General features: G+C 64.3%; 23 protein-coding genes, 2 tRNA genes and 1 other annotated feature. Of the genes, 18 read left to right on the forward strand and 7 right to left on the reverse strand.

Annotation, left to right across the window (positions count from 1 at the left end; all coding sequences use genetic code 11):
- Positions 1–258: 258 nt before the first annotated feature.
- The 5 genes from rplM to erpA all read left to right on the forward strand — a co-directional run bounded on the left by rplM (position 259) and on the right by erpA (position 3,438).
- Positions 259–687 carry a 50S ribosomal protein L13 gene (gene rplM, locus ABRZ00_RS06735; RefSeq protein ID WP_043685031.1) on the forward strand — a complete coding sequence of 143 codons (429 nt, stop codon included), beginning with the start codon at positions 259–261 and terminating at the stop codon, positions 685–687.
- A gap of 12 nt (positions 688–699) precedes the next feature.
- The gene (gene rpsI / locus ABRZ00_RS06740) at positions 700–1,092 is read left to right on the forward strand and encodes a 30S ribosomal protein S9 (RefSeq protein ID WP_343836129.1); all 393 of its coding nucleotides are present in this window, start codon (positions 700–702) and stop codon (positions 1,090–1,092) included.
- Between the two features lie 157 nt (positions 1,093–1,249).
- Complete coding sequence (gene argC, locus ABRZ00_RS06745) at positions 1,250–2,314, forward strand: N-acetyl-gamma-glutamyl-phosphate reductase (RefSeq protein WP_343836128.1); 1,065 nt, start codon at positions 1,250–1,252, stop codon at positions 2,312–2,314.
- 12 nt (positions 2,315–2,326) lie between these two features.
- Positions 2,327–3,073, forward strand: a complete 747-nt coding sequence (locus tag ABRZ00_RS06750; RefSeq protein WP_368642541.1) for a DUF6776 family protein — start codon at positions 2,327–2,329, stop codon at positions 3,071–3,073.
- Entirely contained in the window at positions 3,070–3,438 is a 369-nt protein-coding gene (erpA, locus tag ABRZ00_RS06755; protein WP_343836126.1) for an iron-sulfur cluster insertion protein ErpA, read from the forward strand. Before ABRZ00_RS06750 ends, erpA begins: the two co-directional genes overlap by 4 nt.
- A gap of 9 nt (positions 3,439–3,447) precedes the next feature.
- Here erpA and ABRZ00_RS06760 read toward each other — a convergent pair whose 3' ends face one another.
- The gene (locus tag ABRZ00_RS06760) at positions 3,448–4,557 is read right to left on the reverse strand and encodes an anhydro-N-acetylmuramic acid kinase (RefSeq protein ID WP_368642540.1); all 1,110 of its coding nucleotides are present in this window, start codon (positions 4,555–4,557) and stop codon (positions 3,448–3,450) included.
- Positions 4,558–4,570: 13 nt separating this feature from the next.
- Positions 4,571–5,905 (reverse strand): peptidoglycan DD-metalloendopeptidase family protein, encoded by a 1,335-nt coding sequence (locus ABRZ00_RS06765; RefSeq protein WP_368642539.1) that lies wholly within the window; start codon positions 5,903–5,905, stop codon positions 4,571–4,573.
- Between the two features lie 193 nt (positions 5,906–6,098).
- Here ABRZ00_RS06765 and tyrS point away from each other — a divergent pair, with 193 nt between their 5' ends.
- The 7 genes from tyrS (at position 6,099) to ABRZ00_RS06800 (ending at position 11,913) form a co-directional block, all read left to right on the forward strand.
- Positions 6,099–7,325 carry a tyrosine--tRNA ligase gene (gene tyrS, locus ABRZ00_RS06770; RefSeq protein WP_368642538.1) on the forward strand — a complete coding sequence of 409 codons (1,227 nt, stop codon included), beginning with the start codon at positions 6,099–6,101 and terminating at the stop codon, positions 7,323–7,325.
- Positions 7,326–7,350: 25 nt separating this feature from the next.
- Positions 7,351–7,983: a YbhB/YbcL family Raf kinase inhibitor-like protein gene (locus ABRZ00_RS06775; RefSeq protein WP_368642537.1), complete on the forward strand. Its 633-nt coding sequence runs from the start codon at positions 7,351–7,353 to the stop codon at positions 7,981–7,983.
- A gap of 82 nt (positions 7,984–8,065) precedes the next feature.
- Positions 8,066–9,310 (forward strand): serine hydroxymethyltransferase, encoded by a 1,245-nt coding sequence (gene glyA, locus ABRZ00_RS06780; protein WP_343836119.1) that lies wholly within the window; start codon positions 8,066–8,068, stop codon positions 9,308–9,310.
- A gap of 39 nt (positions 9,311–9,349) precedes the next feature.
- Positions 9,350–9,823, forward strand: a complete 474-nt coding sequence (nrdR, locus tag ABRZ00_RS06785) for a transcriptional regulator NrdR (RefSeq protein WP_343836118.1) — start codon at positions 9,350–9,352, stop codon at positions 9,821–9,823.
- Complete coding sequence (gene ribD, locus ABRZ00_RS06790; RefSeq protein WP_368642535.1) at positions 9,810–11,051, forward strand: bifunctional diaminohydroxyphosphoribosylaminopyrimidine deaminase/5-amino-6-(5-phosphoribosylamino)uracil reductase RibD; 1,242 nt, start codon at positions 9,810–9,812, stop codon at positions 11,049–11,051. The genes nrdR and ribD overlap by 14 nt, the downstream gene beginning before the upstream one ends.
- A 3-nt stretch (positions 11,052–11,054) precedes the next feature.
- Positions 11,055–11,699: a riboflavin synthase gene (locus ABRZ00_RS06795; protein WP_368642534.1), complete on the forward strand. Its 645-nt coding sequence runs from the start codon at positions 11,055–11,057 to the stop codon at positions 11,697–11,699.
- Between the two features lie 123 nt (positions 11,700–11,822).
- Positions 11,823–11,913, forward strand: a tRNA-Ser gene (locus ABRZ00_RS06800).
- A gap of 84 nt (positions 11,914–11,997) precedes the next feature.
- On the opposite strand, the gene ABRZ00_RS06805 is transcribed toward ABRZ00_RS06800, so the two are convergent.
- The 4 genes from ABRZ00_RS06805 to gloB form a co-directional block, all read right to left on the reverse strand.
- Positions 11,998–12,477, reverse strand: coding sequence for a DUF4262 domain-containing protein (locus tag ABRZ00_RS06805; RefSeq protein WP_368642533.1), 480 nt, complete (start codon positions 12,475–12,477; stop codon positions 11,998–12,000).
- A gap of 41 nt (positions 12,478–12,518) precedes the next feature.
- On the reverse strand, positions 12,519–13,301 hold the full coding sequence (fabI, locus tag ABRZ00_RS06810) for an enoyl-ACP reductase FabI (RefSeq protein WP_343836114.1): 783 nt from the start codon (positions 13,299–13,301) through the stop codon (positions 12,519–12,521).
- 18 nt (positions 13,302–13,319) lie between these two features.
- Positions 13,320–14,720 carry a transglycosylase SLT domain-containing protein gene (locus ABRZ00_RS06815; protein ID WP_368642532.1) on the reverse strand — a complete coding sequence of 467 codons (1,401 nt, stop codon included), beginning with the start codon at positions 14,718–14,720 and terminating at the stop codon, positions 13,320–13,322.
- 116 nt (positions 14,721–14,836) lie between these two features.
- Positions 14,837–15,637 (reverse strand): hydroxyacylglutathione hydrolase, encoded by an 801-nt coding sequence (gene gloB, locus ABRZ00_RS06820; RefSeq protein ID WP_368644159.1) that lies wholly within the window; start codon positions 15,635–15,637, stop codon positions 14,837–14,839.
- Positions 15,638–15,669: 32 nt separating this feature from the next.
- Here gloB and ABRZ00_RS06825 point away from each other — a divergent pair, with 32 nt between their 5' ends.
- The 4 genes from ABRZ00_RS06825 (at position 15,670) to ABRZ00_RS06840 (ending at position 17,860) form a co-directional block, all read left to right on the forward strand.
- Positions 15,670–16,422 (forward strand): methyltransferase domain-containing protein, encoded by a 753-nt coding sequence (locus ABRZ00_RS06825; RefSeq protein WP_343836323.1) that lies wholly within the window; start codon positions 15,670–15,672, stop codon positions 16,420–16,422.
- Complete coding sequence (gene rnhA, locus ABRZ00_RS06830) at positions 16,415–16,897, forward strand: ribonuclease HI (protein WP_368642530.1); 483 nt, start codon at positions 16,415–16,417, stop codon at positions 16,895–16,897. Before ABRZ00_RS06825 ends, rnhA begins: the two co-directional genes overlap by 8 nt.
- A gap of 44 nt (positions 16,898–16,941) precedes the next feature.
- Complete coding sequence (gene dnaQ / locus ABRZ00_RS06835; RefSeq protein WP_368642529.1) at positions 16,942–17,688, forward strand: DNA polymerase III subunit epsilon; 747 nt, start codon at positions 16,942–16,944, stop codon at positions 17,686–17,688.
- A gap of 97 nt (positions 17,689–17,785) precedes the next feature.
- A tRNA-Val gene (locus ABRZ00_RS06840) sits at positions 17,786–17,860 on the forward strand.
- 53 nt (positions 17,861–17,913) lie between these two features.
- Here ABRZ00_RS06840 and ABRZ00_RS06845 read toward each other — a convergent pair.
- Positions 17,914–19,104: an ISL3 family transposase gene (locus tag ABRZ00_RS06845; protein WP_368644160.1), complete on the reverse strand. Its 1,191-nt coding sequence runs from the start codon at positions 19,102–19,104 to the stop codon at positions 17,914–17,916.
- A gap of 475 nt (positions 19,105–19,579) precedes the next feature.
- Here ABRZ00_RS06845 and ABRZ00_RS06850 point away from each other — a divergent pair, with 475 nt between their 5' ends.
- Together ABRZ00_RS06850 and ABRZ00_RS06855 are read left to right on the forward strand one after the other, a co-directional pair.
- Positions 19,580–20,617 carry an AAA family ATPase gene (locus tag ABRZ00_RS06850; protein ID WP_368644161.1) on the forward strand — a complete coding sequence of 346 codons (1,038 nt, stop codon included), beginning with the start codon at positions 19,580–19,582 and terminating at the stop codon, positions 20,615–20,617.
- Positions 20,618–20,766: 149 nt separating this feature from the next.
- A protein-coding gene (locus tag ABRZ00_RS06855; RefSeq protein WP_343839197.1) for an IS3 family transposase occupies positions 20,767–22,001 on the forward strand; the annotation gives its coding sequence in 2 pieces (ribosomal slippage) (positions 20,767–21,046 and positions 21,046–22,001; 1,236 coding nt in all).
- Positions 21,045–21,161 (forward strand) — a sequence feature (AL1L pseudoknot). Its footprint overlaps the gene before it by 117 nt.
- Positions 22,002–22,011: the final 10 nt, after the last annotated feature.

Raw genomic sequence — 22,011 nt, forward strand, 5'->3', positions numbered from 1 at the left:
CCCCTCGGGGCGCCCTTTCTTTTTGCCTTGGGACGGCCCAAGGCAAAAAGCGTCCCCTTTGGGGGGAGCGGCAAGCCGCGGCAGGCGGTGTGGCGCGGGGGGGCGCTGATGTTTGTCTATCAGGCCCCGGCCATGTACAATGGTAGGATTTTCGTTTGGGTTTACACCGTACGGGCTATGGCGGGCTTTGTCCTTCCTTACATAAAGCCCTGGCGGAGCCAGCGGAAATTCCTTCACTCATTTATCAGGAACACCATCATGAAGACCTTTGTGGCCAAGCCGCATGAAGTCAAGCGTGACTGGTTTGTGATCGACGCCAAGGGCAAGGTCCTGGGTCGTGTGGCCAGCGAAGTCGCACGCCGCCTGCGTGGCAAGCACAAACCCGAATTCACGCCGCACGTGGACACGGGCGATTACATCGTCGTCATCAATGCCGCCGATATCGTCGTCACGGGCGCCAAGGCGCAAGACAAGCGCTACTACCGCCACTCCACCTATCCGGGCGGGATCACGGAAACCAATTTCCAGAAAATGCAGCAGCGCTTCCCGGGTCGCGCCCTGCAGAAGGCCGTCAAGGGCATGCTGCCCAAGGGCCCGCTGGGCTACGCCATGGCGAAGAAGCTGAAGGTCTATGCCGGTGCAGAGCATCCGCATACCGCGCAGCAGCCGCAACCCCTGGATTTTTGAGGATAGGCCATCATGATCGGTAATTGGAATTACGGCACCGGCCGCCGCAAAACGTCTGTGGCGCGAGTGTTCCTGAAGAAAGGCACGGGCAAGATCGTCGTCAACGGCCGTCCCGTCGATGAATACTTCGCCCGCGAAACCGGCCGCATGATCGTGCGCCAGCCGCTGGAGGTGACCAACCACCTGGAATCGTTCGACTTTCACGTCAACGTCCACGGCGGTGGCGAATCCGGCCAGGCCGGCGCCGTGCGTCACGGCATCACGCGTGCCCTGATCGACTACGACGAAACGCTTAAGCCGTCGCTCAAGCAAGCGGGTCTGGTGACCCGCGACGCCCGCGAGGTCGAGCGCAAGAAGGTCGGCTTCCACAAAGCCCGCCGCCGCAAGCAGTTCAGCAAGCGCTGATCCTGCGTTCGGGCGGCATCCGCCCGATGCGAAAAACGCCGCCCTGTCCGGGCGGCGTTTTTTCTTTGCTCCGCTGCGCATGCCATAATTCTGGATTGGGGAAATCCCCGGCCCGCTTTCCCGGCAGGCAACCGTTCTTCAGACAGGATTCCATCGCATGAGCACGAATACCACCCCCTCCATCAAGGCCGGCATCGTCGGCGGGACCGGCTACACGGGCGTGGAGTTGCTGCGCCTGTTGTCGCAGCATCCGGACGTGCGGCTGCAGGCCATCACCTCGCGCAAGGAATCCGGGATGCCGGTGGCCGATATGTACCCCAACCTGCGCGGCCATGTCGACCTGTGCTTCCGGACGCCGGAGGAAGCCGCGCTCGACCAGTGCGACGTGGTGTTCTTCGCCACACCGCACGGCGTGGCCATGGAACAGGCGCGCGGCCTGCTGGAGCACGATGTGCGCGTGATCGATCTGGCGGCCGATTTCCGCCTGCAGGACGTCGATACCTTTCAGCAGTGGTACAAGATGCCGCACAGCAGCCCCGACGTGCTCAAAGAGGCTGTCTATGGCTTGCCCGAACTGGATCGAGACCGGATCCGCCAGGCGCGCGTCGTCGGCAATCCCGGCTGCTATCCGACGACGGTCCTGCTGGGCCTCGCTCCTGTGCTGCAGGCCGGGCGGCCCCTGATCGATACGTCGCACGTCATCGCCGACTCGAAATCCGGGGTGTCGGGGGCAGGGCGCAAGGCCCAGGTCGGCTCCCTGTTCTCCGAAGCCGCCGACAACTTCGCGGCCTATGGCGTGGCCGGGCACCGCCATCATCCGGAAATCTCCGAGTGCCTCGCGCGCATTGCGGGTGCCCCGGTGGGGCTGACCTTCGTGCCCCATCTGGTTCCCATGATCCGGGGCATGTTCTCCACTTTGTACCTGCGCATTCTGCCGGAGGCCCTGGACACCGATTTCCAGGCGCTGTACGAAAAGCGCTACGCCGACGAGCCTTTCGTCGATGTCATGCCGGCGGGCAGCCTGCCGCAGACGCGCTCGGTGCGCGCCTCGAACATGCTGCGCATCGCGGTGCACCGGCCGGCCGGCGGCGATACCCTGGTGGTGCTGGTGGTCCAGGACAACCTCGTCAAGGGTGCGGCGGGCCAGGCTGTGCAAAACATGAACCTGATGTTCGGACTGCCGGAAACCACCGGGCTGCAGCAGGTGGCGGTCCTTCCCTGACGAGAGGCGCGCATGACGCAAAACGCCCCCGCGCACGGCGGCGGCTTCAGCCGCTGGGTGGTGCGCAGCCTGTCCCGGCTCATGCTGCTGGCGGTTGTGTTCGCCGCCGGGGCGCTCGCCATGCATTTCGGCATGCATTCGGGCGAGCACGCCGAGCTCCGGAAGCAGCAGGCCCGGGCCGAATCCCTGCAGGCGGATCTGGATCGCATCCAGGCCGAGCTGGCCGCTTTGCGCAGCGAGGCGCAGGTCCAGGCGGGCACGCAGCGCGTGCTTCAGGACAAGAATGCCGAATTGCAGCAGGAGCTGGGCCGTACCCGCGATCAACTGGCCTTCTACGAACAACTGATCCCGCCGGGGCCGGCGGGCGCGGTGGCGGTGCGCGCCTTCGATCTCCAGGTCGATGGCGAGTTTCTGCGCTACCGGGTGCTGTTGACGCGCAATGCCGCCCCCCTGGCTGAACCCTTCAAAGGCCGCATGCGGTTCGTGGCGAGTGGCCGTTCCGCAGGGAAAGCCGTTAAAATCGAATTGAGCCCGCCGGTGGCCCCTGCCGCAGGCGAGGCCGCCGCGTCCGCCCCGGGGGCGGATCCGCTGACGCTGGTCTTTGATCAGTTCCAGCGCAGCCAGGGTGTCCTGCAACGGGTGCCGGATCTTTCGATCCAGTCGGTCCGCCTCGAAATCCTCGAAGGCGATACGGTCCGGGCCTCCCAGGACGCCGATTTGAATCGCGTGGTTCCAGAACGCGCAGGAGTCTTGCCTTGAGCACCACCATCGAACACGCGGATCTCGACGTTCCGCCCAGCCCGCTCATCTTCACCGACGCCGCCGCCGCCAAGGTCCGCGAATTGCTGGTCGAGGAAAACAACCCCGGCCTCAAATTGCGGGTTTTCGTGCAGGGGGGCGGCTGCTCGGGTTTCCAGTACGGCTTTACCTTCGACGAAGACGTGGCCGAAGACGACACCACCATCGAGCGCGATGGCGTTCAACTGTTGGTGGACCCCATGAGCTTCCAGTATCTGGTCGGCGCCGAGATCGACTACAAGGACGATCTGGAAGGCTCGCAGTTCGTCATTCGCAACCCCAACGCCAATACCACCTGCGGCTGCGGCTCTTCATTCGCGCCCTGACGCGGCCGGTCAGGCCGGATACAGGCAGCCCGCGATGGTCGGGTGCCGCGCGCCCGTCACGGCGGGCAGGCAGGCGGGGCGGCCCTGGAGGTGCGCCTGCGCCAGCCAGGCAAAAGCCAGCGCCTCGACGTCCTGGGCAGGGACGCCGCAGGTTTCCGTGGTCGCCAGACGGCAGGGCAAGGCCTGTTCCAGCGCAGCCATGAACACCGGATTCCGGACGCCGCCGCCGCAGGCCAGAATTGCCCGCACGGCCGGGGCATGCCGTCGTACGGCATCGAGGATCGTATCCACAGACAGACGCAGCAGGGTGGCCTGGACATCGGCGGGCCCCGGCCGCTCACGGGAGGGCAAGGCGGCCAGCCGGTCGTCCAGCCAGGCCAGGCTGAACAGGTCGCGCCCGGTCGATTTCGGCGGCGGCTCGTCGAACCAGGGCTCGGCCCGCAGCGCGGCCAGCAGCCCTTCGTGGTGCCGGCCCTGCGCCGCCCAGGCGCCCTGGTCATCATAGGGCCGGCCCTGGTGGCGCCGGATCCAGGCATCCATCAGCATATTGGCCGGTCCGGTATCGAAACCGCGCACCGGGTCTTCCAGCACGGTCAGGTTGGCGATCCCGCCCAGATTCAGCACGGCACGGCCTGCGCCGCATCCGAAGCACGCGGCATGAAAGGCGGGAACCAGCGGGGCGCCCTGCCCCCCGGCCGCCACGTCACGGCTGCGGAAATCGGCTACCACGGCGATGCGCGTGCGCTCCGCGAGCCGTGCCGGCGCGTTGATTTGCAGGGTATAGCCCGACTCGGGCGCGTGGCGCACGGTCTGTCCGTGGGCACCGATGGCGCGGATGCGGCCGGCCGGCAGGCCGGCTTGCGCCAGCAGTGCGTGGACGACGCCCGCGTAGCAGTCCGCCAGTGCATTGGCGGCGCGCGCGGCGCGGGCGAGTTCGTCGGGGCCGGGCGTGTTCAGCGCCAGCAGTTCGCTGCGCAGGTCGGCGGGCAACGCCAGGCTGGCGCTCGCCAGCGTGCGGATCGCGCCGCCGGCCAGGTCCGCGAGCACCCCGTCCACGCCGTCCGTGCTGGTGCCCGACATCAGGCCGATGTACGGCTCGACCGCCTGGGCGGGGGACATGCGGTGGCGCGCCTTATCGCTGGGCGAGCTGGATGCGGCTGTCCTGCAGCCGTGCCATCAGTTCGATCTGCGGCTGGTAGCGCGCCACCACGGCCTGGAAGGCTTTTCGGTCGGCGGCCTCGAGCGTGCGCGCCACCGGCAGATCGACGGACAGCGGGTCCACCGGCTTCTTGCCGATGCGGAATTCGTAGTGCAAGTGCGGGCCGGTCGCCCATCCGGTGGCGCCCACGTAGCCGATCAGTTGTCCCTGCTGGACGCGATCGCCCTTTTTCAGACCTTTGGCGAAGCGGCTCTGGTGGGCGTACAGCGTGGAATATTTGCCGAAGTTCTTCAGGATGATGACGTTGCCGTAGCCGTTTTGGCGGCCGATGAACTCGACCGTGCCGTCGGCCGTCGCGTGGATCGGCGTGCCGGAGGGCGCAGCGTAGTCCACGCCCTTGTGGCCGATCCATTTGTTGTGGATCGGGTGCTTGCGCATGCCGAAGCGCGAACTGATGCGGGTGAACTTGATCGCGGTGCGCAGAAAGGCGCCCTTCAGGCTGGCGCCCGAGAAGTCGTAATATCCGCCCGGCTCTTTGCCGCGCTGGAACCAGACGGCGCTGTAGGTCTTGCCCCGGTTGATGAATTCGAGGGCGCGGATGCGGCCGGTGCCGACTTCCTCGCCATCGTGCATGTAGGCGTCGTAGACGATGCGGAAGCGGTCGCCTTTGCGCAGATCTTTCAGGAAGTCGACGCGGCTGCCCAGGATGTCCACCATTTCCATCGTGATGGCATCGGGAATCTGCGCCTCGTCGGCGGCGCCGAACAGGGAACTGGTGATCTCGCCCTCTGCGATCCGGGTTTCCTGGATGGCGGCGACGGTGCGCTCCTGGGCGGTGTACCCCTTGCCTTCGGGGCGGACCTCGAGCCAGGCGGACTCGATGCCGGATTTCACGGAGGCGCCCGGCGTGTGGGCGTAGCGCAGCCAGACCATCCGGCCCTGGTCGTCCAGGGCGGCCTGCACGGAGCGGCCCGGGTAGAGCTTGTAGATGGATCGCGCGCGCTCGTCGTGCGTCAGGAAGGCCAGCAAGCCGCTTTCTTTCACGCCCAGACGGTTCAGCAGCTCGGCCACCGTATCGCCGCGGCGGATCCGGGTCGAGGCAATATAGGGGGCTTCGTCGTGATGGCCGGCCTGGGTGTCCAGAGGCGGCAGGTCGAGCGTCTGGCGGGCCTGGAAGACAGGTTCGGGGGGGGGTGACGGCTGGACGACGGCCAAAGCGGCCGCGGTCAGGAAAAGCCCGCCGGCGGCAAACAACAGACTGCGGGTGATGTGTCGGCGGTATTGCGGCTGGGTGGCCTCGGGCGTCATGGGCGGGATCGGTGTGGTGGATTCAGGCTGCGCGCATCCCGGGCGGAAGCGGGGGGTCTGCTAACATGAGATCCCTGCCGCCCGGACCGGCGTCGAATTGTGTTGTACAGAAGCTGCGATGGCACGTTATGCTAGCGCATACTTGCTGTTTTTTCGAGCGGTTTTTCATTTTTTTCTGGTAAAAGCGTCTATCATGTCGTCCCCCTCCGACCCCGTCGACCCGCGGATCGCCGAAGATCTGCGCGTGGCCCAGCGGGGTTGCGACGAATTGCTCGTCGTCTCCGAATTCGCCACCAAGCTCGCCCGCAGCCGCGCCACCGGTACGCCTTTGCGCATCAAGCTCGGTCTGGATCCCACCGCGCCCGACATCCATCTGGGCCACACGGTGGTGCTGAATAAAATGCGCCAGTTGCAGGATCTCGGGCATACCGTGATCTTTCTGATCGGCGATTTCACCGCCCAGATCGGCGATCCCAGCGGCCGCAACGCCACCCGCCCGCCGCTCACGCCCGAGCAGATCCGCGAAAACGCCAAGACCTACTATGCCCAGGCCAGCCTGGTGCTGGACCCCGACCGCACGGAAATCCGCTACAACTCCGAATGGTGCGATCCGCTGGGGACGCGGGGCTTGATCCAGTTGGCGTCGCGCTATACCGTCGCGCGCATGATGGAGCGCGACGACTTCACCCGGCGTTTCAAGGGTGGCGTGCCGATTTCCGTGCACGAATTCCTGTACCCGCTGCTGCAGGGCTACGACTCCGTCGCCCTGAAGGCGGATCTGGAACTCGGCGGCACCGACCAGAAATTCAATCTTCTGGTGGGCCGCGAGCTGCAGAAGGAATACGGCCAGGAGCCCCAATGCGTGCTGACGATGCCGTTGCTCGAAGGCACGGACGGCGTCGAGAAAATGTCCAAGTCCAAGGGCAACTACATCGGCATCACCGAAGCGCCGGACTCCATGTTCGGCAAGCTGATGTCCATTTCCGACACCTTGATGTGGCGCTATTTCGAGCTGCTGTCCTTCCGCTCGATCGAGGCCATCGGCGCCTTGCAGGCGGAAATCTCGGCCGGCCGCAATCCGCGTGACGCCAAGGTGCTGCTGGCCGGCGAAATCGTCGACCGGTTCCACGGCGCCGGGGCCGGCGCGCGCGCGCTCGAGCAGTTCAACGCCCGCTTCCGCGACGGCGCGATTCCCGAAGAGATGCCCGAGGTCACCGTCGGGGCCGCGCCCATGGGCATTCTCAAGGTTCTGCGCGAATCGGGGCTGGCGGCCTCGGCATCCGAGGCCCAGCGCAATATCGAGCAAGGCGGTGTGCGCATCGGCGGCGACCGCGTCGAAGACAAATCCCTGCTGCTGGCGGCCGGCACCTACGTCATGCAGGTCGGCAAGCGCAAGTTCGCCCGGGTCACGCTGACCTGAGCCAAAAACCCCCACGGAGGCCCTCATGAAACTGCACAGCGAGTCTTTCCCCGACCAGGGGGTCATTCCAGAACGCAATGCCTTCGCGCGGATCGATCCGCAGACCCACGTTGCCCTGGCCGGCAACCGGAATCCCCACCTGGCCTGGACGAACGTGCCCGAAGGCACGCGGTCCTTCGCGATCCTGTGCGTCGATCCGGATGTGCCGACGCGGCCCGACGACGTCAACCAGGAAGGCCGCGAGATTCCCGCCGACCTTCCGCGCACCGATTTCTTTCATTGGGTGCTGGTGGATGTGTCGCCCGATGCGCGCGCCATCGCCGAGGGCGATTATTCCAACGACATCACGCCGCGCGGCAAGGCGGGCCCGCTGGCGCTGGACGGTACGCGCCAGGGGCTGAACGACTATACGGGCTGGTTCGCCGCCGATCGCGACATGAGCGGCGACTACTTTGGCTACGACGGCCCTTGCCCGCCCTGGAACGACGCGCGCATCCACCGCTACGTCTTCACGGTCTATGCGCTGGACGTGGCCGAGCTGGGCGTGTCCGGGCGCTTCACCGGCGCCCAGGCGCTCGAGGCCATGCGGGGGCGCGTTCTGGCCCAGGCGTCCCTCACCGGCACCTATACCCTGAATCCCCGCCTGCACGCCCTCTGAAGAGAGGGCGCGGGGGTTCGCGCTAGAATGACCCGGATTCCTTTCACCCCATCGACTCCACTGCCCTCAGGACCATCACCCCATGTTTGACCGTTCCCGTACTCTCGACCAGGCCGACCCGGATATCTGGGCCGCCATCCAGCAGGAAAACACCCGCCAGGAGCAGCACATCGAGCTGATCGCCTCGGAAAACTATGCCAGCCCCGCCGTCATGCAGGCCCAGGGCACGCAGTTGACCAACAAGTACGCCGAAGGCTATCCCGGCAAGCGTTACTACGGCGGTTGCGAATACGTGGACGTGGTCGAACAACTGGCCATTGACCGCTTGAAGGCGATCTTCGGCGCGGAGGCGGCCAACGTGCAACCGAATTCCGGCTCCCAGGCCAACCAGGGCGTGTACATGGCGATGCTCAAGCCGGGCGACACCGTGCTGGGCATGAGCCTGGCCGAAGGCGGCCACCTCACCCACGGTTCTCCGGTGAACGCTTCCGGCAAGCTGTACGACTTCCATTCCTATGGCCTGGACGCCAATGAAGTCCTGGATTACGACAAGCTCGAAGAACTCGCCCGCACCCTCAAGCCCAAGATGATCGTCGGCGGGGCTTCGGCCTATTCGTTGCGCATCGACTTCGAGCGCATGGCGCGCATCGCCCATGACAACGGCGCCCTGTTCATGGTGGATATCGCCCACTACGCCGGCCTGGTGGCGGGCGGCGTCTACCCCAATCCCGTGCCGCACGCCGATTTCGTCACCTCGACCACGCACAAGTCGCTGCGCGGTCCGCGCGGCGGCGTCATCATGATGAAGGCCGAATTCGAGAAAGCCGTCAATTCCGCCATCTTCCCGGGCATCCAGGGCGGGCCGCTGATGCACGTCATCGCCGCCAAGGCCGTGGCCTTCGGCGAAGCCCTGCAGCCCGAATTCAAGGCCTATGCCGCCCAGGTGGCCGCCAACGCCCGCGTGCTGGCCGACACCCTGGTCAAGCGCGGTCTGCGCATCGTGTCCGGCCGCACTGAAAGCCACGTGATGCTGGTGGATCTGCGCGCCAAGGGCATCACCGGCAAGGCGGCCGAGGCCGTCCTGGGCGAAGCGCATATCACCGTCAACAAGAACGCCATCCCGAACGACCCCGAAAAGCCCTTCGTGACCAGCGGCATCCGCCTGGGCACGCCGGCCATGACCACGCGCGGCTTCAAAGAGGCCGAGGCCGAGCTCACCGGCAATCTGATCGCCGACGTGCTCGATAATCCGAACGACGCCGACAACGTCGCCCGGGTGCGCGCGCGGGTCAACGAGCTGACCGCGCGCCTGCCGGTCTACCGCTAACCCAACCGGAACGGGCGCCTGAGGGCGCCCGCAGCGCAGATGAAGTGTCCGTTCTGCAGTTGTGCCGATACCCAGGTCGTGGATTCCCGGGTTTCCGAGGAAGGCGACACGATCCGCCGCCGCCGCCGCTGTACGGCCTGTGAGCGCCGCTTCACGACCTATGAGCGGGTGGACCTGATGATGCCCGCCATCGTCAAGCGCAACGGAACCCGGGTCGAATTCGATCCGGCCAAGCTGCATGGCAGCATGTCCCTGGCCCTGCGCAAGCGCCCCGTCAGCGCGACGGCGGTGGACGCCGCCGTCGCGCGCATCCAGGAGCGCCTGATGACCAGCGGCCAGCGCGAGGTGCCGTCCGACCGCGTCGGCGAACTGGTCATGTCGGAATTGCGCCAATTGGACCCGGTGGCCTATGTGCGCTTTGCGTCGGTCTATCGCAGCTTCGAGGATATTCGCGAGTTCGTCCAGGCCATCGACGAATTCCGCCGTGCGGACGATGCCGATGAAACCGTCTGATCCCCTTCTTTCGGCGTCGGGCCGCCTCAAGGCGGAAGGCGCCTCTTCCGTGAACGGCGCGGCGCAGGCGCAGTCCGGCGGCTCTTTCCCGTCCACCGAGGATCACCGCTGGATGCGGCGCGCCCTGACGGTCGCCGAGCAGTCCCTGTTCGTCAGCAATCCGAATCCGCGCGTCGGCTGTGTGCTGGTGCGCGGCGGCCGCTGGCTGGCCGAGGGATGCACGCAGCAGGTGGGCGGGCGTCATGCCGAGGCCCAGGCCCTGCATGAGGCCGCCCTCCAGGGCGTGGACGTGCGCGGCGCCACGGCCTTTGTCACGCTGGAACCCTGCAGCCACACAGGCCGCACGCCGCCGTGCGCCGACGCCTTGATTGCCGCCGGCATCGAGCGGGTCGTGGTCGGCCTGCGGGATCCCAACCCCAAGGTGGCCGGCCGCGGGATCGAACGGCTCAGGGCCGCCGGCATCCGCGTCGACGTCGGCCTGTTCGCAGAGGATGTGATGGCGCAGAATCCGGGCTTTTGCGCCCGGATGACGCGCGGCACCCCTTGGCTGTGGCTGAAGTCCGCCGCATCGTTCGACGGGCGCATGGCACTGCCAGACGGCCGTTCCCAGTGGATCACGGGGGATGCCGCCCGCGACGATGGGCACCGCTGGCGCGCCCGCGCCTGCATGGTGCTGACCGGCATCGGGACGATCCTGGCCGACGACCCCATGCTGGACGTGCGCGCGATCGAGACACCGCGCCAGCCGGTCCGCGCGGTGTTGGACACCCAGTTCGTGCTGGGCGAGCAGGCCCGGATCATCAACGGCGATCCGGTCTGGGTCTTCACGACGCGGCCCGACGCCGGCAAGGCCGCCCGCCTGTCTGCGCGCAACGTGCGCGTCATCGTGCTGCCCGCGGACAACCAGGGCGGCCTGTCCCTCGCGGCGCTGATGCGCTGGCTGGGCGAGCATGAGATCAACGAGGTCCACGTCGAGGCCGGCGCACGGCTGCAGGGCGCGCTGATCCAGGCCCGCCTGGTGGACGAATGGGTCGCCTACCTGGCGCCCAGCATTCTGGGCGACGGCCAGGGCCTGGCGGCCTTGCCGGCCCCTGTCGAAGCCCTGGACCAAGCCTATCGGTATGAGTTCCTGGATGTTGCGCATCTGGGCCGGGACATGCGGCTGCGGCTGCGCGATCCGGTCCGCTGGCAGGCGCTGGCCGAGGCCTGCGGTTTGAAAAGAGAGTAGCCCATGTTCACTGGTATCGTCGCGGCCGTGGGCCGCATCACCGAAGTTCGCCCCCTCGGGGCGGGCGAGGATGCGGGCGTGCGCCTGCTCATCCAGGCCGGCGGCCTGCCGCTCGACGCAACCCGCCTGGGGGATTCGATCGCCATCCAGGGGGCCTGCATGACGGTCGTCGCCTTGCATGACGACGCCTTCGAGGTCGATGTCTCGCGCGAGAGCCTGGACCGCACCTGCGGCCTGGATCGTTCCGGCGAGGTGAACCTGGAGCACGCCCTGCGCCTGGGCGACAGCCTGGACGGGCATCTGGTGTCCGGCCACGTCGATGGCGTGGGGCGCGTGACCTGCTTTGATGCGGTGGCTGAATCGACCGAGTTGCGCATTATCGTGCCGGCCCATCTGTCGAAATACCTGGCCTACAAGGGATCGGTCACGGTCGACGGCGTCAGTCTGACGGTCAATCGCGTGGACGACCAGGAAGAAGGCACGGAAATCTCCATCAACCTGATCCCGCACACCGTCCAGGTCACGACCTTGCGCAACCTGGAAGTCGGCGCTCCGGTCAATCTGGAAATCGATCTCATCGCCCGCTACGTCGAACGCATGGTCGGCGGCATGGGCGTGGCCGCGCCCGCGGGGATGGGCATCGTCTGATCAGGCTGGCGCGCCCGGTTCATGCAGCCGGCCGCGCCTAGCCAGGGCCGGTTTCAGACAAGTCAGGCATTCTTCTGTTAGAATAGCGGACTTCGTCTGCCGCCAATGGCGTGCGGGCGTGCAGGACAGGTGGCCGAGTGGTTGAAGGCGCACGCCTGGAAAGCGTGTATACGTGAATAGCGTATCGGGGGTTCGAATCCCCCCTTGTCCGCCAGGAATTCTTCCGGGCAGGCCCCGGAAAGAAAGACCCCGCAGCCCTTTTGGTGCTGCGGGGTTTTTCTTTGAGGCGGCGTGAGACTCAGGTTTGAGCCTCCCACAGCTTCTGCTGGGGGCTGCCGGCCTGATCGTAGGCCGGATCGTCCGGGAACCGCCCGGCCGCATCGGCCCAGACGATCTGGAACACCCGGATCGAGGCGCCGAATCGGCTGCTGGCCTGGGCGACCCGTTGCGAGCGCACGAAAGGCGTGGAGACGTCCCGCAACTGCACGGGGATGCGCACGGCGGGGCCGGGCGACTGGTCATCGGCCAGGCCGCCCGCCTGGCGGCCATAAGCCACCACATCCGAGATCACCTCCATGGCCAGGGCATGGTCCAGTGTGCCGGTGATGATCAGTTCGGCGTCCCCCGCCCGGGCCAGGCCGATAGTATGGATGAACCAGGCGGCCGGATCCATGTCTTCGTCGGCCACGACCAGATGGGTGTAGTCGTGCCACTTGAGCTTGTCTTCCAGAAAGCCCTGCAGCTTGCTGCGGGCCCGGTCCTGTTCAGAGTGCGCCATGGCGGCTTGCCTGAGTCCGTGTGCCGATGGGATGAAGGGCTTCAGTCCATGCCCGGCACGGTGTTGGAAAAGCCGCAATCGACGTGCAGGATTTCGCCGGTGACACCGCTGGCCAGGTCCGACAGCAGGAAGGACGCGGCCTTGCCGACGTCCTCGATGGTGACATTGCGGCCCAGCGGGGACTGGGATTCTACGTATTTCAGCATGTTGGAGAAGTCGCGGATGCCGCTGGCCGCCAGGGTCTTGATCGGGCCGGCGGAGATGCCATTGGCGCGCAGGCCCTGCTTGCCCAGGGATTTGGCCAGGTAGCGGACGCTGGCTTCCAGGGAAGCCTTGGCCAGCCCCATCATGTTGTAGTTGGGGATGGCTTTTTCGGCGCCCAGGTAGGTCAGGGTCAGGACCGAGCCGTTGCGGCCTTCCAGCAGGGGCAGGGCGGCCTTGGTAAGGGCCGGGAAGCTGTAGGCGGAAATGTCGTGGGCGATGCGGAAATTCTCGCGCGTCATGCCGTCCAGGAAGTCGCCTTCCAGGGCATCGCGCGGCGCGAACCCGATCGAATGGACCAGGCCATCCAGGCCGTCCCAGCGCTCGCGCAGCGTGGCGAAGGTGGCTTCGATCTGGGCGTCGTCGGATACGTCGCAGGGGATGATGATGTCGCTGCCCAGGTCTTGGGCGAAGCCGCGTACGCGCTCCTCGAAACGTTCGCCGACGTAGGTGAGCGCCAGCTCCGCCCCCTGGGCGCGGCAGGCGTGCGCGATGCCGTAGGCGATCGACCGGTTGGAAATGACGCCTGTGATCAGGATGCGTTTGCCGTTGAGAATGCCCATGATGTGTCCTATGAAAATTTATCCCTGTACATCCGCGCCCGGCACGCGCAGGCGCTGGCCGGCGGACAAGGAGGAGCCCTTCAGATTGTTGAGTTTGCGCAGGGCGTCCACCGAGGTGTTGTAGCGCCGCGCCAGCGAATACAAGGTGTCGCCCCGGCGGATCGTGTGGGTGCGGATGACGGGCTTGGGCCGCAGGTCGGCGGCGTGCGGCCGGTTGACGATGCGGATCGAAGTGCTGCTCCGTCCGGTCGCAGCGGCCTGGGGTGTCGAATCGGCGGTGGGCGCCGAGTAGGAAGCCAGCATGAGGCCGCCGGCCTGGGATTCCCGTGCCGGGATCAGCAGCGTGGCGACGGTGGCGCGGGTCTGCTTCGCGCTCAGCTTGTTGGCCTGGCGCAGTTGCTCCAGGGTGATGCCGTGCGCCTTGGCGATGGCCGCCAGGGACTGGCCTTTTTTCGGGTGGACGACCTGCCAGGAGGTCAGGCGGCCCGTATACGCCTTCAGGTTCTCGTTGAAGACGCCGACCTTGTCCAGAGGCAGGTGCAGGGTCGCTTGGTGGGACGCCAGGATGACGGGCCGGTTGTACGAGGGGTTCAGCGCCTGGAAATCCTCCAGCGGCATTTCCGCCAGCGCGGCGGCCACGGCGATATCCATGTCGCGCGACTTGCGTACGGTGGTGAAATACGGGGTGTTGCTGACGTTGGGCAGGGTGATGCCGAATTTTTCGGGCCGGGCGATGATGTTCTTGATGGCCTGGAGTTTCGGGACGTAGTTGCGGGTCTCTTCGGGCATCTCCAGCGCGGTGTAGCCAGTGGGTTGGCCGGCATCCGCCGCCCTGCCGATGGCGCGCTTCACGGCGCCTTCACCCCAGTTGTACGAGGCCAGCGCCAGATACCAGTCGCCCTGGAAATCGTACAGATAGCTCAGGTAATCCAGCGCCGCCTGGGTGGAGGCGACCGGATCGCGCCGCTGGTCGCGCCACCAGTTTTGTTCCAGCTTGTAGTGCAGGCCGGTGCTGGGGATGAATTGCCACAGGCCGGACGCCTTGGAGCGCGACAGGGCGTTGGGGTTGTAGGCGGATTCGACGAAAGGCAGCAGGGCCAGTTCCGTGGGCATGCCGCGGCGATTGAGCTCGTCGACGATGTAGTACAGGTATTTGCCCGCCCGCTGGCTCATGAGCAGCACCGATTGCGGGTGCGAGGCGTAGTAGTCCGTCCAGTAGTCGACCCGCTCGTTGCGCAGGTTGGGGATGGCGAAACCGCGCCGGATGCGATCCCACATGTCGCGGGGCGGGTGGGTCAGGTCGACGGTGCGCGAGGTGTCTTCCGCTACATAGGCCTGGCGCTGCTCGGTGGTCTGGTTGGCGGCGCAGCCGGCCAATGCGACCAGGATCAACGGCAGAAGGAGTCGCAGGATGTTCATGGGCGGCGGATCATGGGGGATTTCAAGGCGTGAAATTTCCCGATTTTACCCAATGAATCACATGTTTGTGCAGAGGACTTGAGAAGCCGCCCGAATGGCGGACGGAGATCGGCGGCTTACCTGAAGTCGTTTTTCCATTGCCGCAGGGCGGCGAAGACCGCCTGGGGAGTGTCCAGGGGCGCCCGGGCATGCCGCGTGGCGGCGGCGCGGACATCGGCTTGGCCGGTGCGCAGGAACGGGTTTGTCGCTCGCTCCAGGCCGAGCGTGGATGGCAAGGTGGGCTGGTTCTGTTCGCGCAGCCGGGCGGCGTCCCGGGCGCGCCGCTGCAAGGCGGCGTTGTCCGGCTCGACCTGCAGCGCCCAGCGGATGTTGGACAGCGTGTACTCATGCGCGCAGCACACCAGGGTGTCCGGCGCCAGCCCGGAGAGCTTGTCCAGGGAGTGGAGCATCTGGGCGGGGGGGCCTTCGAACAGGCGGCCGCAGCCGGCGGCAAACAGGGTATCGCCGCAGAAGACCGCCGGCCGGCCGGGATCGAGCTGACCGGCGTAGGCGATATGGCCGGCCGTGTGGCCGGGGATGTCGAGCACCTGGAGCCGCAGGCCCGTGCCGGGCAGATCGACGATGTCGCCTTCGGCCAGTGGGACGTCGCAGGCCGGGATGTTTTCGCGGCGCGGCCCATAGACGCGCGCACCGGTTCGCTGTTGTAATGCACGCACCCCGCCGACGTGGTCGCCGTGGTGGTGCGTGACCAGGATGGCTTCCAGGACCAGCCCGTCATGCAGCAAGGCCTCGACGGGCTCGGATTCACCCGGGTCCACGACGAAGGCGTGACCGTTTTTTTGTACCATCCAGATGTAGTTGTCCGACAGGGCCGGGATGGGCGTCAGGGTGGCCTGTGCGGAAGTGGACTGATTCATGGCAAGGAGTGAGGGTGGCGGCGCAGCGCGAAATGCCGGTCGAATTGGCCGAATGGCTGGAAACCCCGGCGGGGCGGTATGTGCGCGCCTGGGAACAGCGCCAGGTCGACGCCATGGTTGGCAATGCGTTTGGTTATCATGCCATACAAGTCGGGCTGCCGCACTGGAACCTGCTGCAGGCCAACCGCATCCCCTACAAGGCCTGGGCGCACAGCCCCAGCGCGCCTTATGGCACGCGGGCCGGCCGGCTGGTCTGCGAACCCGAGCAACTGCCCTTCGACACGCAAAGCATCGACTTGATGGTCATGCCTCATACGCTGGAATGGTGCGCGGATCCGCACCAGGTCCTGCGCGAGGTCGAGCGCGTGCTGATGCCCGAGGGCCGGGTGGTGCTGACCGGCTTCAATCCCTATAGTTTGTGGGGCCTGCGGGAATCCCTGCCGGGCCTGGAACTGCGCCTTCCGGTGCCGGTGCCGTCCCAGGTCTCTCCGGCGCGCCTGAAAGACTGGTTCAAGCTGCTGTCCTTCGAGATGGACCGGGGCCGTTTCGGCTGCTACGCGCCCCTGTGCGCCACTCAGCTCTGGTTGCATCGCTGGCGTTTCATGGAACACGCGGGCGACCGCTGGTGGCCCGCCGGCGGCGCGGTCTATGCGATTGCGGCGGTCAAGCGGGTCTCGGGGGTGCGCCTGGTCGGGCCGGCCTGGCGCCAGGCCCGGCGCCGCCGCGTGCGCCGGGGCGCCGTGTCGCCCGTCGCCAATCGAATCAATGAGGATGGTCATGGCTGAATCCAGAAACGGCGCCGCGCCGGCCGTGCCCAGGGTCGATGCCTGGACGGATGGCGCCTGCAAGGGCAATCCGGGGCCGGGCGGGTGGGGCGTGCTGCTGCGTCAGGGGCCGCACGAAAAAACGCTGTATGGCGGCGAGCCGGATACGACCAATAATCGCATGGAGCTCATGGCCGTGATCCAGGCGTTGCGGGCGCTCAAGCGGCGCTGCATCGTCACGGTGCATACTGACTCGTCCTACGTCCAGAAGGGCATGACCGAATGGTTGCCCAACTGGAAACGGCGCGACTGGCGCACGGCGGATAAAAAGCCGGTCAAGAACGCCGACCTGTGGCGCACCCTGGATGAACTGGCCGCCGGCCATGAATTACACTGGCGGTGGGTCAAGGGCCATGCCGGCGACCCCGGCAATGAGCGGGCGGATGCCCTCGCCAACCTTGGCGTCGAAGACCCTCAAGGCGTCCGCGTCTCCTGAATTCTAGCCATACGGCCGGGTCCGGCGGACCGGCAAGGAAACCCATGCGTCAAATCGTTCTGGATACGGAAACCACGGGCCTGGAGCCCGAGCAGGGCCACCGGGTGGTGGAACTGGCGTGCGTCGAGATACTCAACCGGCGGGTCACCGACCGCCATCTGCATCTGTACCTGAATCCCGATCGCGACAGCGATCCCGAGGCCTTGCGGGTCCACGGGCTGACGACCGAATTCCTGTCCGGCCATCCGCGCTTCCGGGAGGTTGCCCGGCAACTGGTGGATTTCGTCCGCGATGCCGAGGTCATCATCCACAATGCGGCCTTCGACGTGAAATTCCTGAACGCCGAGCTGCGCCGCGCCGGGCTGCCGCCCTTCACCGAGCTGTGCGGCAAGGTCACCGATTCGCTGATGGTGGCGCGCGAGATGTTCCCGGGCAAGCGCAACAACCTGGACGCACTGTGCGAGCGGTTCGGCATTTCCAACGCGCACCGGACCTTGCACGGCGCCTTGCTGGACTCGGAATTGCTCGGCGAGGTTTGGCTGGCGATGACGCGCGGCCAGGATTCCCTGCTGGGCGAGGCGTCCGATGAGGCGGTGGATGCCGGCGCCGGCGCGGCGAGCGCCCATGGCCGGTTCGACGCCTCGGGCTTGCCTGTCATTCAGGTCGCCGAGCAGGCTTCGCAAGCGCATGAAGCCTACCTGGACGGTCTGGATAAAGCGGCGGGCCGGCCTTGCCTGTGGCGGCAGATCGACCGCCCCGTCGAGCTTGAAGCTCACGAGGTGGCCGGCTGAGGCCGTGTTCTGCGGGCCTCTTGAAAACCATGTATAATTGCTGTCTTTCCATTCGGCTGTTTTCGCGCCCCGCGCGCGTCTTTTGAGCAGTTCGATTGGGCGGTTAGCTCAGTGGTAGAGCACTGCCTTCACACGGCAGGGGTCACTGGTTCGAACCCAGTACCGCCCACCAAATATTCCCTTATAAATCAAGGCTCTTCCCCATAATCGGGGGAAGGGCACTCATCAAGTACGGTGCATCACACCATCCCAACCGCACAGGGCCAAGACCCTAAGCCGGTAATTTTCAAAGTTCCTAAACCCATACGCCCGGCGCGAGATCATTTCCATCTTGGTATGGAAGCCCTCTGTGATGCCGTTGGACTTGGTGAAGCGCCACATCCTGACGATGGGTTCTAGCCAGGATTTTAATGTGGCCGCCAGCGCTCTGGCCGGGCTTTGCTCGAACTGTGCGATCAGTGCAAGGAACTGTGGCAACATCCGCCGGGCTCGCTTTCGCTTCAAGCTCTTCATCCCTAGAAACCCATTCAATTGCTGCTTGGCGAAGTACAACGCCTGAAGGGTCGGTGACTGGGCCAGATACTGATGCAGGCGCTCTTTCTGCACCGCAGAGAGCTTCCAGTGATGCCGGCGCATCAAGCTCAGTAAACCTCGGTTCTTTCGCCCTTCGGGATCATGTTGCTGCCACAGTTTCAAAAAGTGCTGATTCACCAGACGCACCACATGGAATCGATCAGCCACGATCATGGCGTTAGGGAAGTACTGCTGGGCAATGCGGCGATAGGTCTCCGATAAGTCCATCACGATAACGCGCACGTTCTCCTTGCCTGGCAAACGCTTCAGATAGCTGCGTAGACTCGGCTCAGAACGCCCTAACACCACGTCGAACACCTTGTGGTTCTTCAGATCGACCAGCGTGGTCGCGTAGCCTCGCTTGCGCGTAAAGAAGTGCTCATCGATACCCAGCACCTGAGGGCAGCTCCTGCCCGAGAGCTCGGAGACGCGACGGCGCACATACGACTGATACCAGCGCTCAACCGTCGCGCTGCCGATCCTGTGAGTCCTGGTCAGGCGCTTTTGACTGACACCGCCCTCATGCGCCTCAAAGACCTCCAGCCGATACGACTCGGTGGCTCGATAACGCGGGCGAATGCTAGGGAATCGATGACGGAAGAACCGATTGCACTGTTTGCAGTGATACTTAGGCACCCTCAAGTGCAGCACCATTAAACGGTCGCCCACACGGGTGTGCTTGACTGTGCGCAGGTACGTGGCCTTGATCCGTACTGCGGTCTCGTTGCAGTACACACATGCCGGACGGTGCTTAGGCTTGGCCCACACGTGAATGTCCTCTCGACGCTGAACGCGTTCAATCGCCAAGCCGCCAAAGCCTAAGATAGAATCAACTGGGGACATCGGTATTTCCTCTCATTATTCCTGTTCGTCGCAACAACAAGTTTAATGATGAGTACCGCTTGTCCCCCGATTATGATGAAGAGCCTCGTTTGACGTATTTTGACGTTTTAGCATGCTAAAGAGCGTCATCTGATGTCCTAGTTTTTCCTATCAGTGCCCTCAAAGGGCACTGATACCCGCTCGTGAAGCGGGTATTTTCCGAATAATGACCTTAGCTGTGGAACTGGCCATGGCGCTTTACTTAAAGGTCTGATATGAAAAAGGAAAACATTGTTTATTCAGTACAAAGTTTCTGTGACGAGCACGGAATTAGTAGAAACCACCTATACAGACTTTGGGGCAACGGCGAAGGGCCCGCTTTCATGCGCGTAGGGCGCAGGCGGTTGATTACTGTCGAAGCCGCTGCAGCATGGCGCAAGCGGATGGAGGTAGCCTCTTCCATTGACTCCGCCCAGCTTGTTGCGGGGGGGCAGTCATGAAGGCATGGGATACTTCTGAGTTCCCCGATGGGGTTCGGCTGCTGCGAGCTGCTGAGTGCGAGCCTCAACCGGTTCAATGGCTATGGAGGCACTGGCTACCGAGGGGCGCAATCACGATTCTTGCGGGAATGCCCGGCACTGGGAAGACAACACTTGCGCTATCTATTGCATCGATCGTATCAAGTGCAGCGTGTTGGCCGGATGGATCGCAGTGCATCAAGCCAGGTAACATCGTGATTTGGTCTGGTGAAGATGAAATTGAAGCGACGCTGCTACCTCGTCTGATTGCTATGGGCGCCGACCTTGAGCGAGTGCATTTTGTGGCTCAGATTCAGGACAAGGGTAGCTTTCGAGAGTTTGATCCGAGCACTGATATACGTCAGTTAATGATGAAGATTGCCGAGATCGGCGGGGCCGCTGTCGTAATCATTGATCCCATTATTAACGCAGTGTCCGGAGATGCGCACCGTGCCAATGATGTGCGTCGGGACTTGCACGATCTCGTCGTTTTGGCTCGTTCCAATGCCGCCGTGATCGGAATCTCTCATTTTTCGAAAAGCGGTGGGAAGGTCAATCAGCATCCTCTAGATCGCGTCATCGGATCGCAAGCTTTCGCCGCCCTTGCGCGTGTCGTTTTGGTCGCGGCCAGACGTTCAAATTCTGACGAGCGACTCTTTGCTCGTGCGAAGAACAATCTTGGGCCGGATGGTGGAGGATTTGAATACTCTGTTGAGCACTTAGTCATTCCTCATGCCGTTGAAACCTCCAAGGTGGTTTGGGGCGACTCAGTGGACGGTGATGCACAGTCGATTTTGGCTGATGCTGAGCGAAGTGTGAACCTGTCGAGCAGGTTGGATGAAGCGAAGGATTTCTTGTGTGGAGTGCTGATCGGCTCAGGCCGGGTACCATCCACGAAGATACTAGAGCTTGCGACGGAGGCGGGCCACTCCACATCAACCATCAATCGCGCGAAAGCCGAGCTTCGAGTAAGGGCGGAGAAGGACGGTAACGGCGGTTGGTTCTGGAGGTTATGACCCCCGTTGTTTCTAGTCAAGGTAATCAAGATGACCAAGACTGCCAAGATTTCATGACGGAATCTTGGCAGTCTTCACTCATCGGATCAAGGTACTATTTGAATCACACCGGGTTTTCAGGAGGCTTCGATTCTTGAGAGAATGGAGCCATGAGCAAGAACAACAAGTTTTCCCCCGAAGTTCGTGAGCGCGCCGTACGGCTGGTCCAGGAGCATCGTGGCGAGTATCCATCGCAGTGGGTAGCAGTGCAGTCCATTGCGCCCAAGATCGGCTGCTCGGCATACACCCTGTTGAAGTGGGTTCAGATCCAGGAAGTGGAGGCCGGTACGCGGGCCGGCGTGCCGCAGGCAGAGCAAGAGCGCATCAAGGCTCTGGAACGTGAAGTCAAGGAATTGCGCCGGGCCAATGAAATTCTCAAGTCGGCCAGCGCTTTTTTCGCTCAGGCGGCGCTCGACCGCGAACTGAAGAAATAAACGCCTACATCGACCAGCATCGGGGCCTGTATGGGGTCGAGCCGATCTGCAAGGTGTTGCAGGTCGCCCCGTCAGCCTACCGGCGATATGCCGCCCGATGCCGGAATCCGGAACTGCGAAGCCTGCGAGCCAAGAGGGATGAACAACTCATGGTGAATATCCAGCGTGTGTGGGAACAGAACTTTCGGGTCTATGGAGCCCGCAAGGTCTGGAAGCAGTTGAATCGAGAAGGGGTGATGGTGGCGCGGTGCACCGTGGAGCGTCTGATGCGACACCTTGGCATCGAGGGGATCAGGCGCGGCAAACGGGTTCGCACCACGATCCCTGATAGCGCAGCTGCCTGTCCACGAGATCTGGTGAAGCGGCGCTTCGAGGCCGACCGGCCCAATCGACTGTGGGTCGCAGATTTCACCTACGTCTCAACCTGGCAGGGATGGTTATACGTGGCCTTTGTCATTGACGCCTATGCCAAGCGTATCGTCGGCTGGCGAGCCTCCAGCAGCATGACGACAGACTTTGTCTTGGATGCCCTGGAGCAGGCTGTCTATGACCGAAGACCGACGCAGTCCGATAGGCTCGTCCATCATTCCGATAGGGGATCCCAATACGTGTCCATCCGCTACTCCGACCGATTGAGCGAGGCCGGAATCAATCCATCAGTCGGCAGCACCGGAAGCGCCTATGACAATGCGCTGGCCGAAACGATCAACGGCCTCTACAAAACGGAAGTGATTCATCGGCGCGCGCCCTGGAAAACCAAGGCTGCCGTGGAATTGGCGACCCTGGAATGGGTCTCGTGGTTCAACCACCAACGCCTGCTCGAATCCATCGGCGACATTCCGCCCGCTGAGGCCGAAGCGCGATACTATCGGCAACTTGCAGCGCCGACTGTGGAACCTGTTTTACTTTAACCAAACAGCC

Source organism: Castellaniella ginsengisoli (assembly GCF_040955415.1).
Classification (GTDB): Bacteria; Pseudomonadota; Gammaproteobacteria; order Burkholderiales; family Burkholderiaceae_B; genus Castellaniella; species Castellaniella ginsengisoli.

Bases quoted from the DNA above. Each gene is read 5' to 3' on its own strand.
- rplM (WP_043685031.1), top strand. From the start codon at position 259: ATGAAGACCTTTGTGGCCAAGCCGCATGAAGTCAAGCGTGACTGGTTT.
- rpsI (WP_343836129.1), top strand. From the start codon at position 700: ATGATCGGTAATTGGAATTACGGCACCGGCCGCCGCAAAACGTCTGTG.
- argC (WP_343836128.1), top strand. From the start codon at position 1,250: ATGAGCACGAATACCACCCCCTCCATCAAGGCCGGCATCGTCGGCGGG.
- ABRZ00_RS06750 (WP_368642541.1), top strand. From the start codon at position 2,327: ATGACGCAAAACGCCCCCGCGCACGGCGGCGGCTTCAGCCGCTGGGTG.
- ABRZ00_RS06760 (WP_368642540.1), bottom strand. From the start codon at position 4,557: ATGTCCCCCGCCCAGGCGGTCGAGCCGTACATCGGCCTGATGTCGGGC.
- ABRZ00_RS06765 (WP_368642539.1), bottom strand. From the start codon at position 5,905: ATGACGCCCGAGGCCACCCAGCCGCAATACCGCCGACACATCACCCGC.
- tyrS (WP_368642538.1), top strand. From the start codon at position 6,099: ATGTCGTCCCCCTCCGACCCCGTCGACCCGCGGATCGCCGAAGATCTG.
- ABRZ00_RS06775 (WP_368642537.1), top strand. From the start codon at position 7,351: ATGAAACTGCACAGCGAGTCTTTCCCCGACCAGGGGGTCATTCCAGAA.
- glyA (WP_343836119.1), top strand. From the start codon at position 8,066: ATGTTTGACCGTTCCCGTACTCTCGACCAGGCCGACCCGGATATCTGG.
- nrdR (WP_343836118.1), top strand. From the start codon at position 9,350: ATGAAGTGTCCGTTCTGCAGTTGTGCCGATACCCAGGTCGTGGATTCC.
- ribD (WP_368642535.1), top strand. From the start codon at position 9,810: ATGAAACCGTCTGATCCCCTTCTTTCGGCGTCGGGCCGCCTCAAGGCG.
- ABRZ00_RS06795 (WP_368642534.1), top strand. From the start codon at position 11,055: ATGTTCACTGGTATCGTCGCGGCCGTGGGCCGCATCACCGAAGTTCGC.
- ABRZ00_RS06805 (WP_368642533.1), bottom strand. From the start codon at position 12,477: ATGGCGCACTCTGAACAGGACCGGGCCCGCAGCAAGCTGCAGGGCTTT.
- fabI (WP_343836114.1), bottom strand. From the start codon at position 13,301: ATGGGCATTCTCAACGGCAAACGCATCCTGATCACAGGCGTCATTTCC.
- ABRZ00_RS06815 (WP_368642532.1), bottom strand. From the start codon at position 14,720: ATGAACATCCTGCGACTCCTTCTGCCGTTGATCCTGGTCGCATTGGCC.
- gloB (WP_368644159.1), bottom strand. From the start codon at position 15,637: ATGAATCAGTCCACTTCCGCACAGGCCACCCTGACGCCCATCCCGGCC.
- ABRZ00_RS06825 (WP_343836323.1), top strand. From the start codon at position 15,670: ATGCCGGTCGAATTGGCCGAATGGCTGGAAACCCCGGCGGGGCGGTAT.
- rnhA (WP_368642530.1), top strand. From the start codon at position 16,415: ATGGCTGAATCCAGAAACGGCGCCGCGCCGGCCGTGCCCAGGGTCGAT.
- dnaQ (WP_368642529.1), top strand. From the start codon at position 16,942: ATGCGTCAAATCGTTCTGGATACGGAAACCACGGGCCTGGAGCCCGAG.
- ABRZ00_RS06845 (WP_368644160.1), bottom strand. From the start codon at position 19,104: ATGTCCCCAGTTGATTCTATCTTAGGCTTTGGCGGCTTGGCGATTGAA.
- ABRZ00_RS06850 (WP_368644161.1), top strand. From the start codon at position 19,580: ATGAAGGCATGGGATACTTCTGAGTTCCCCGATGGGGTTCGGCTGCTG.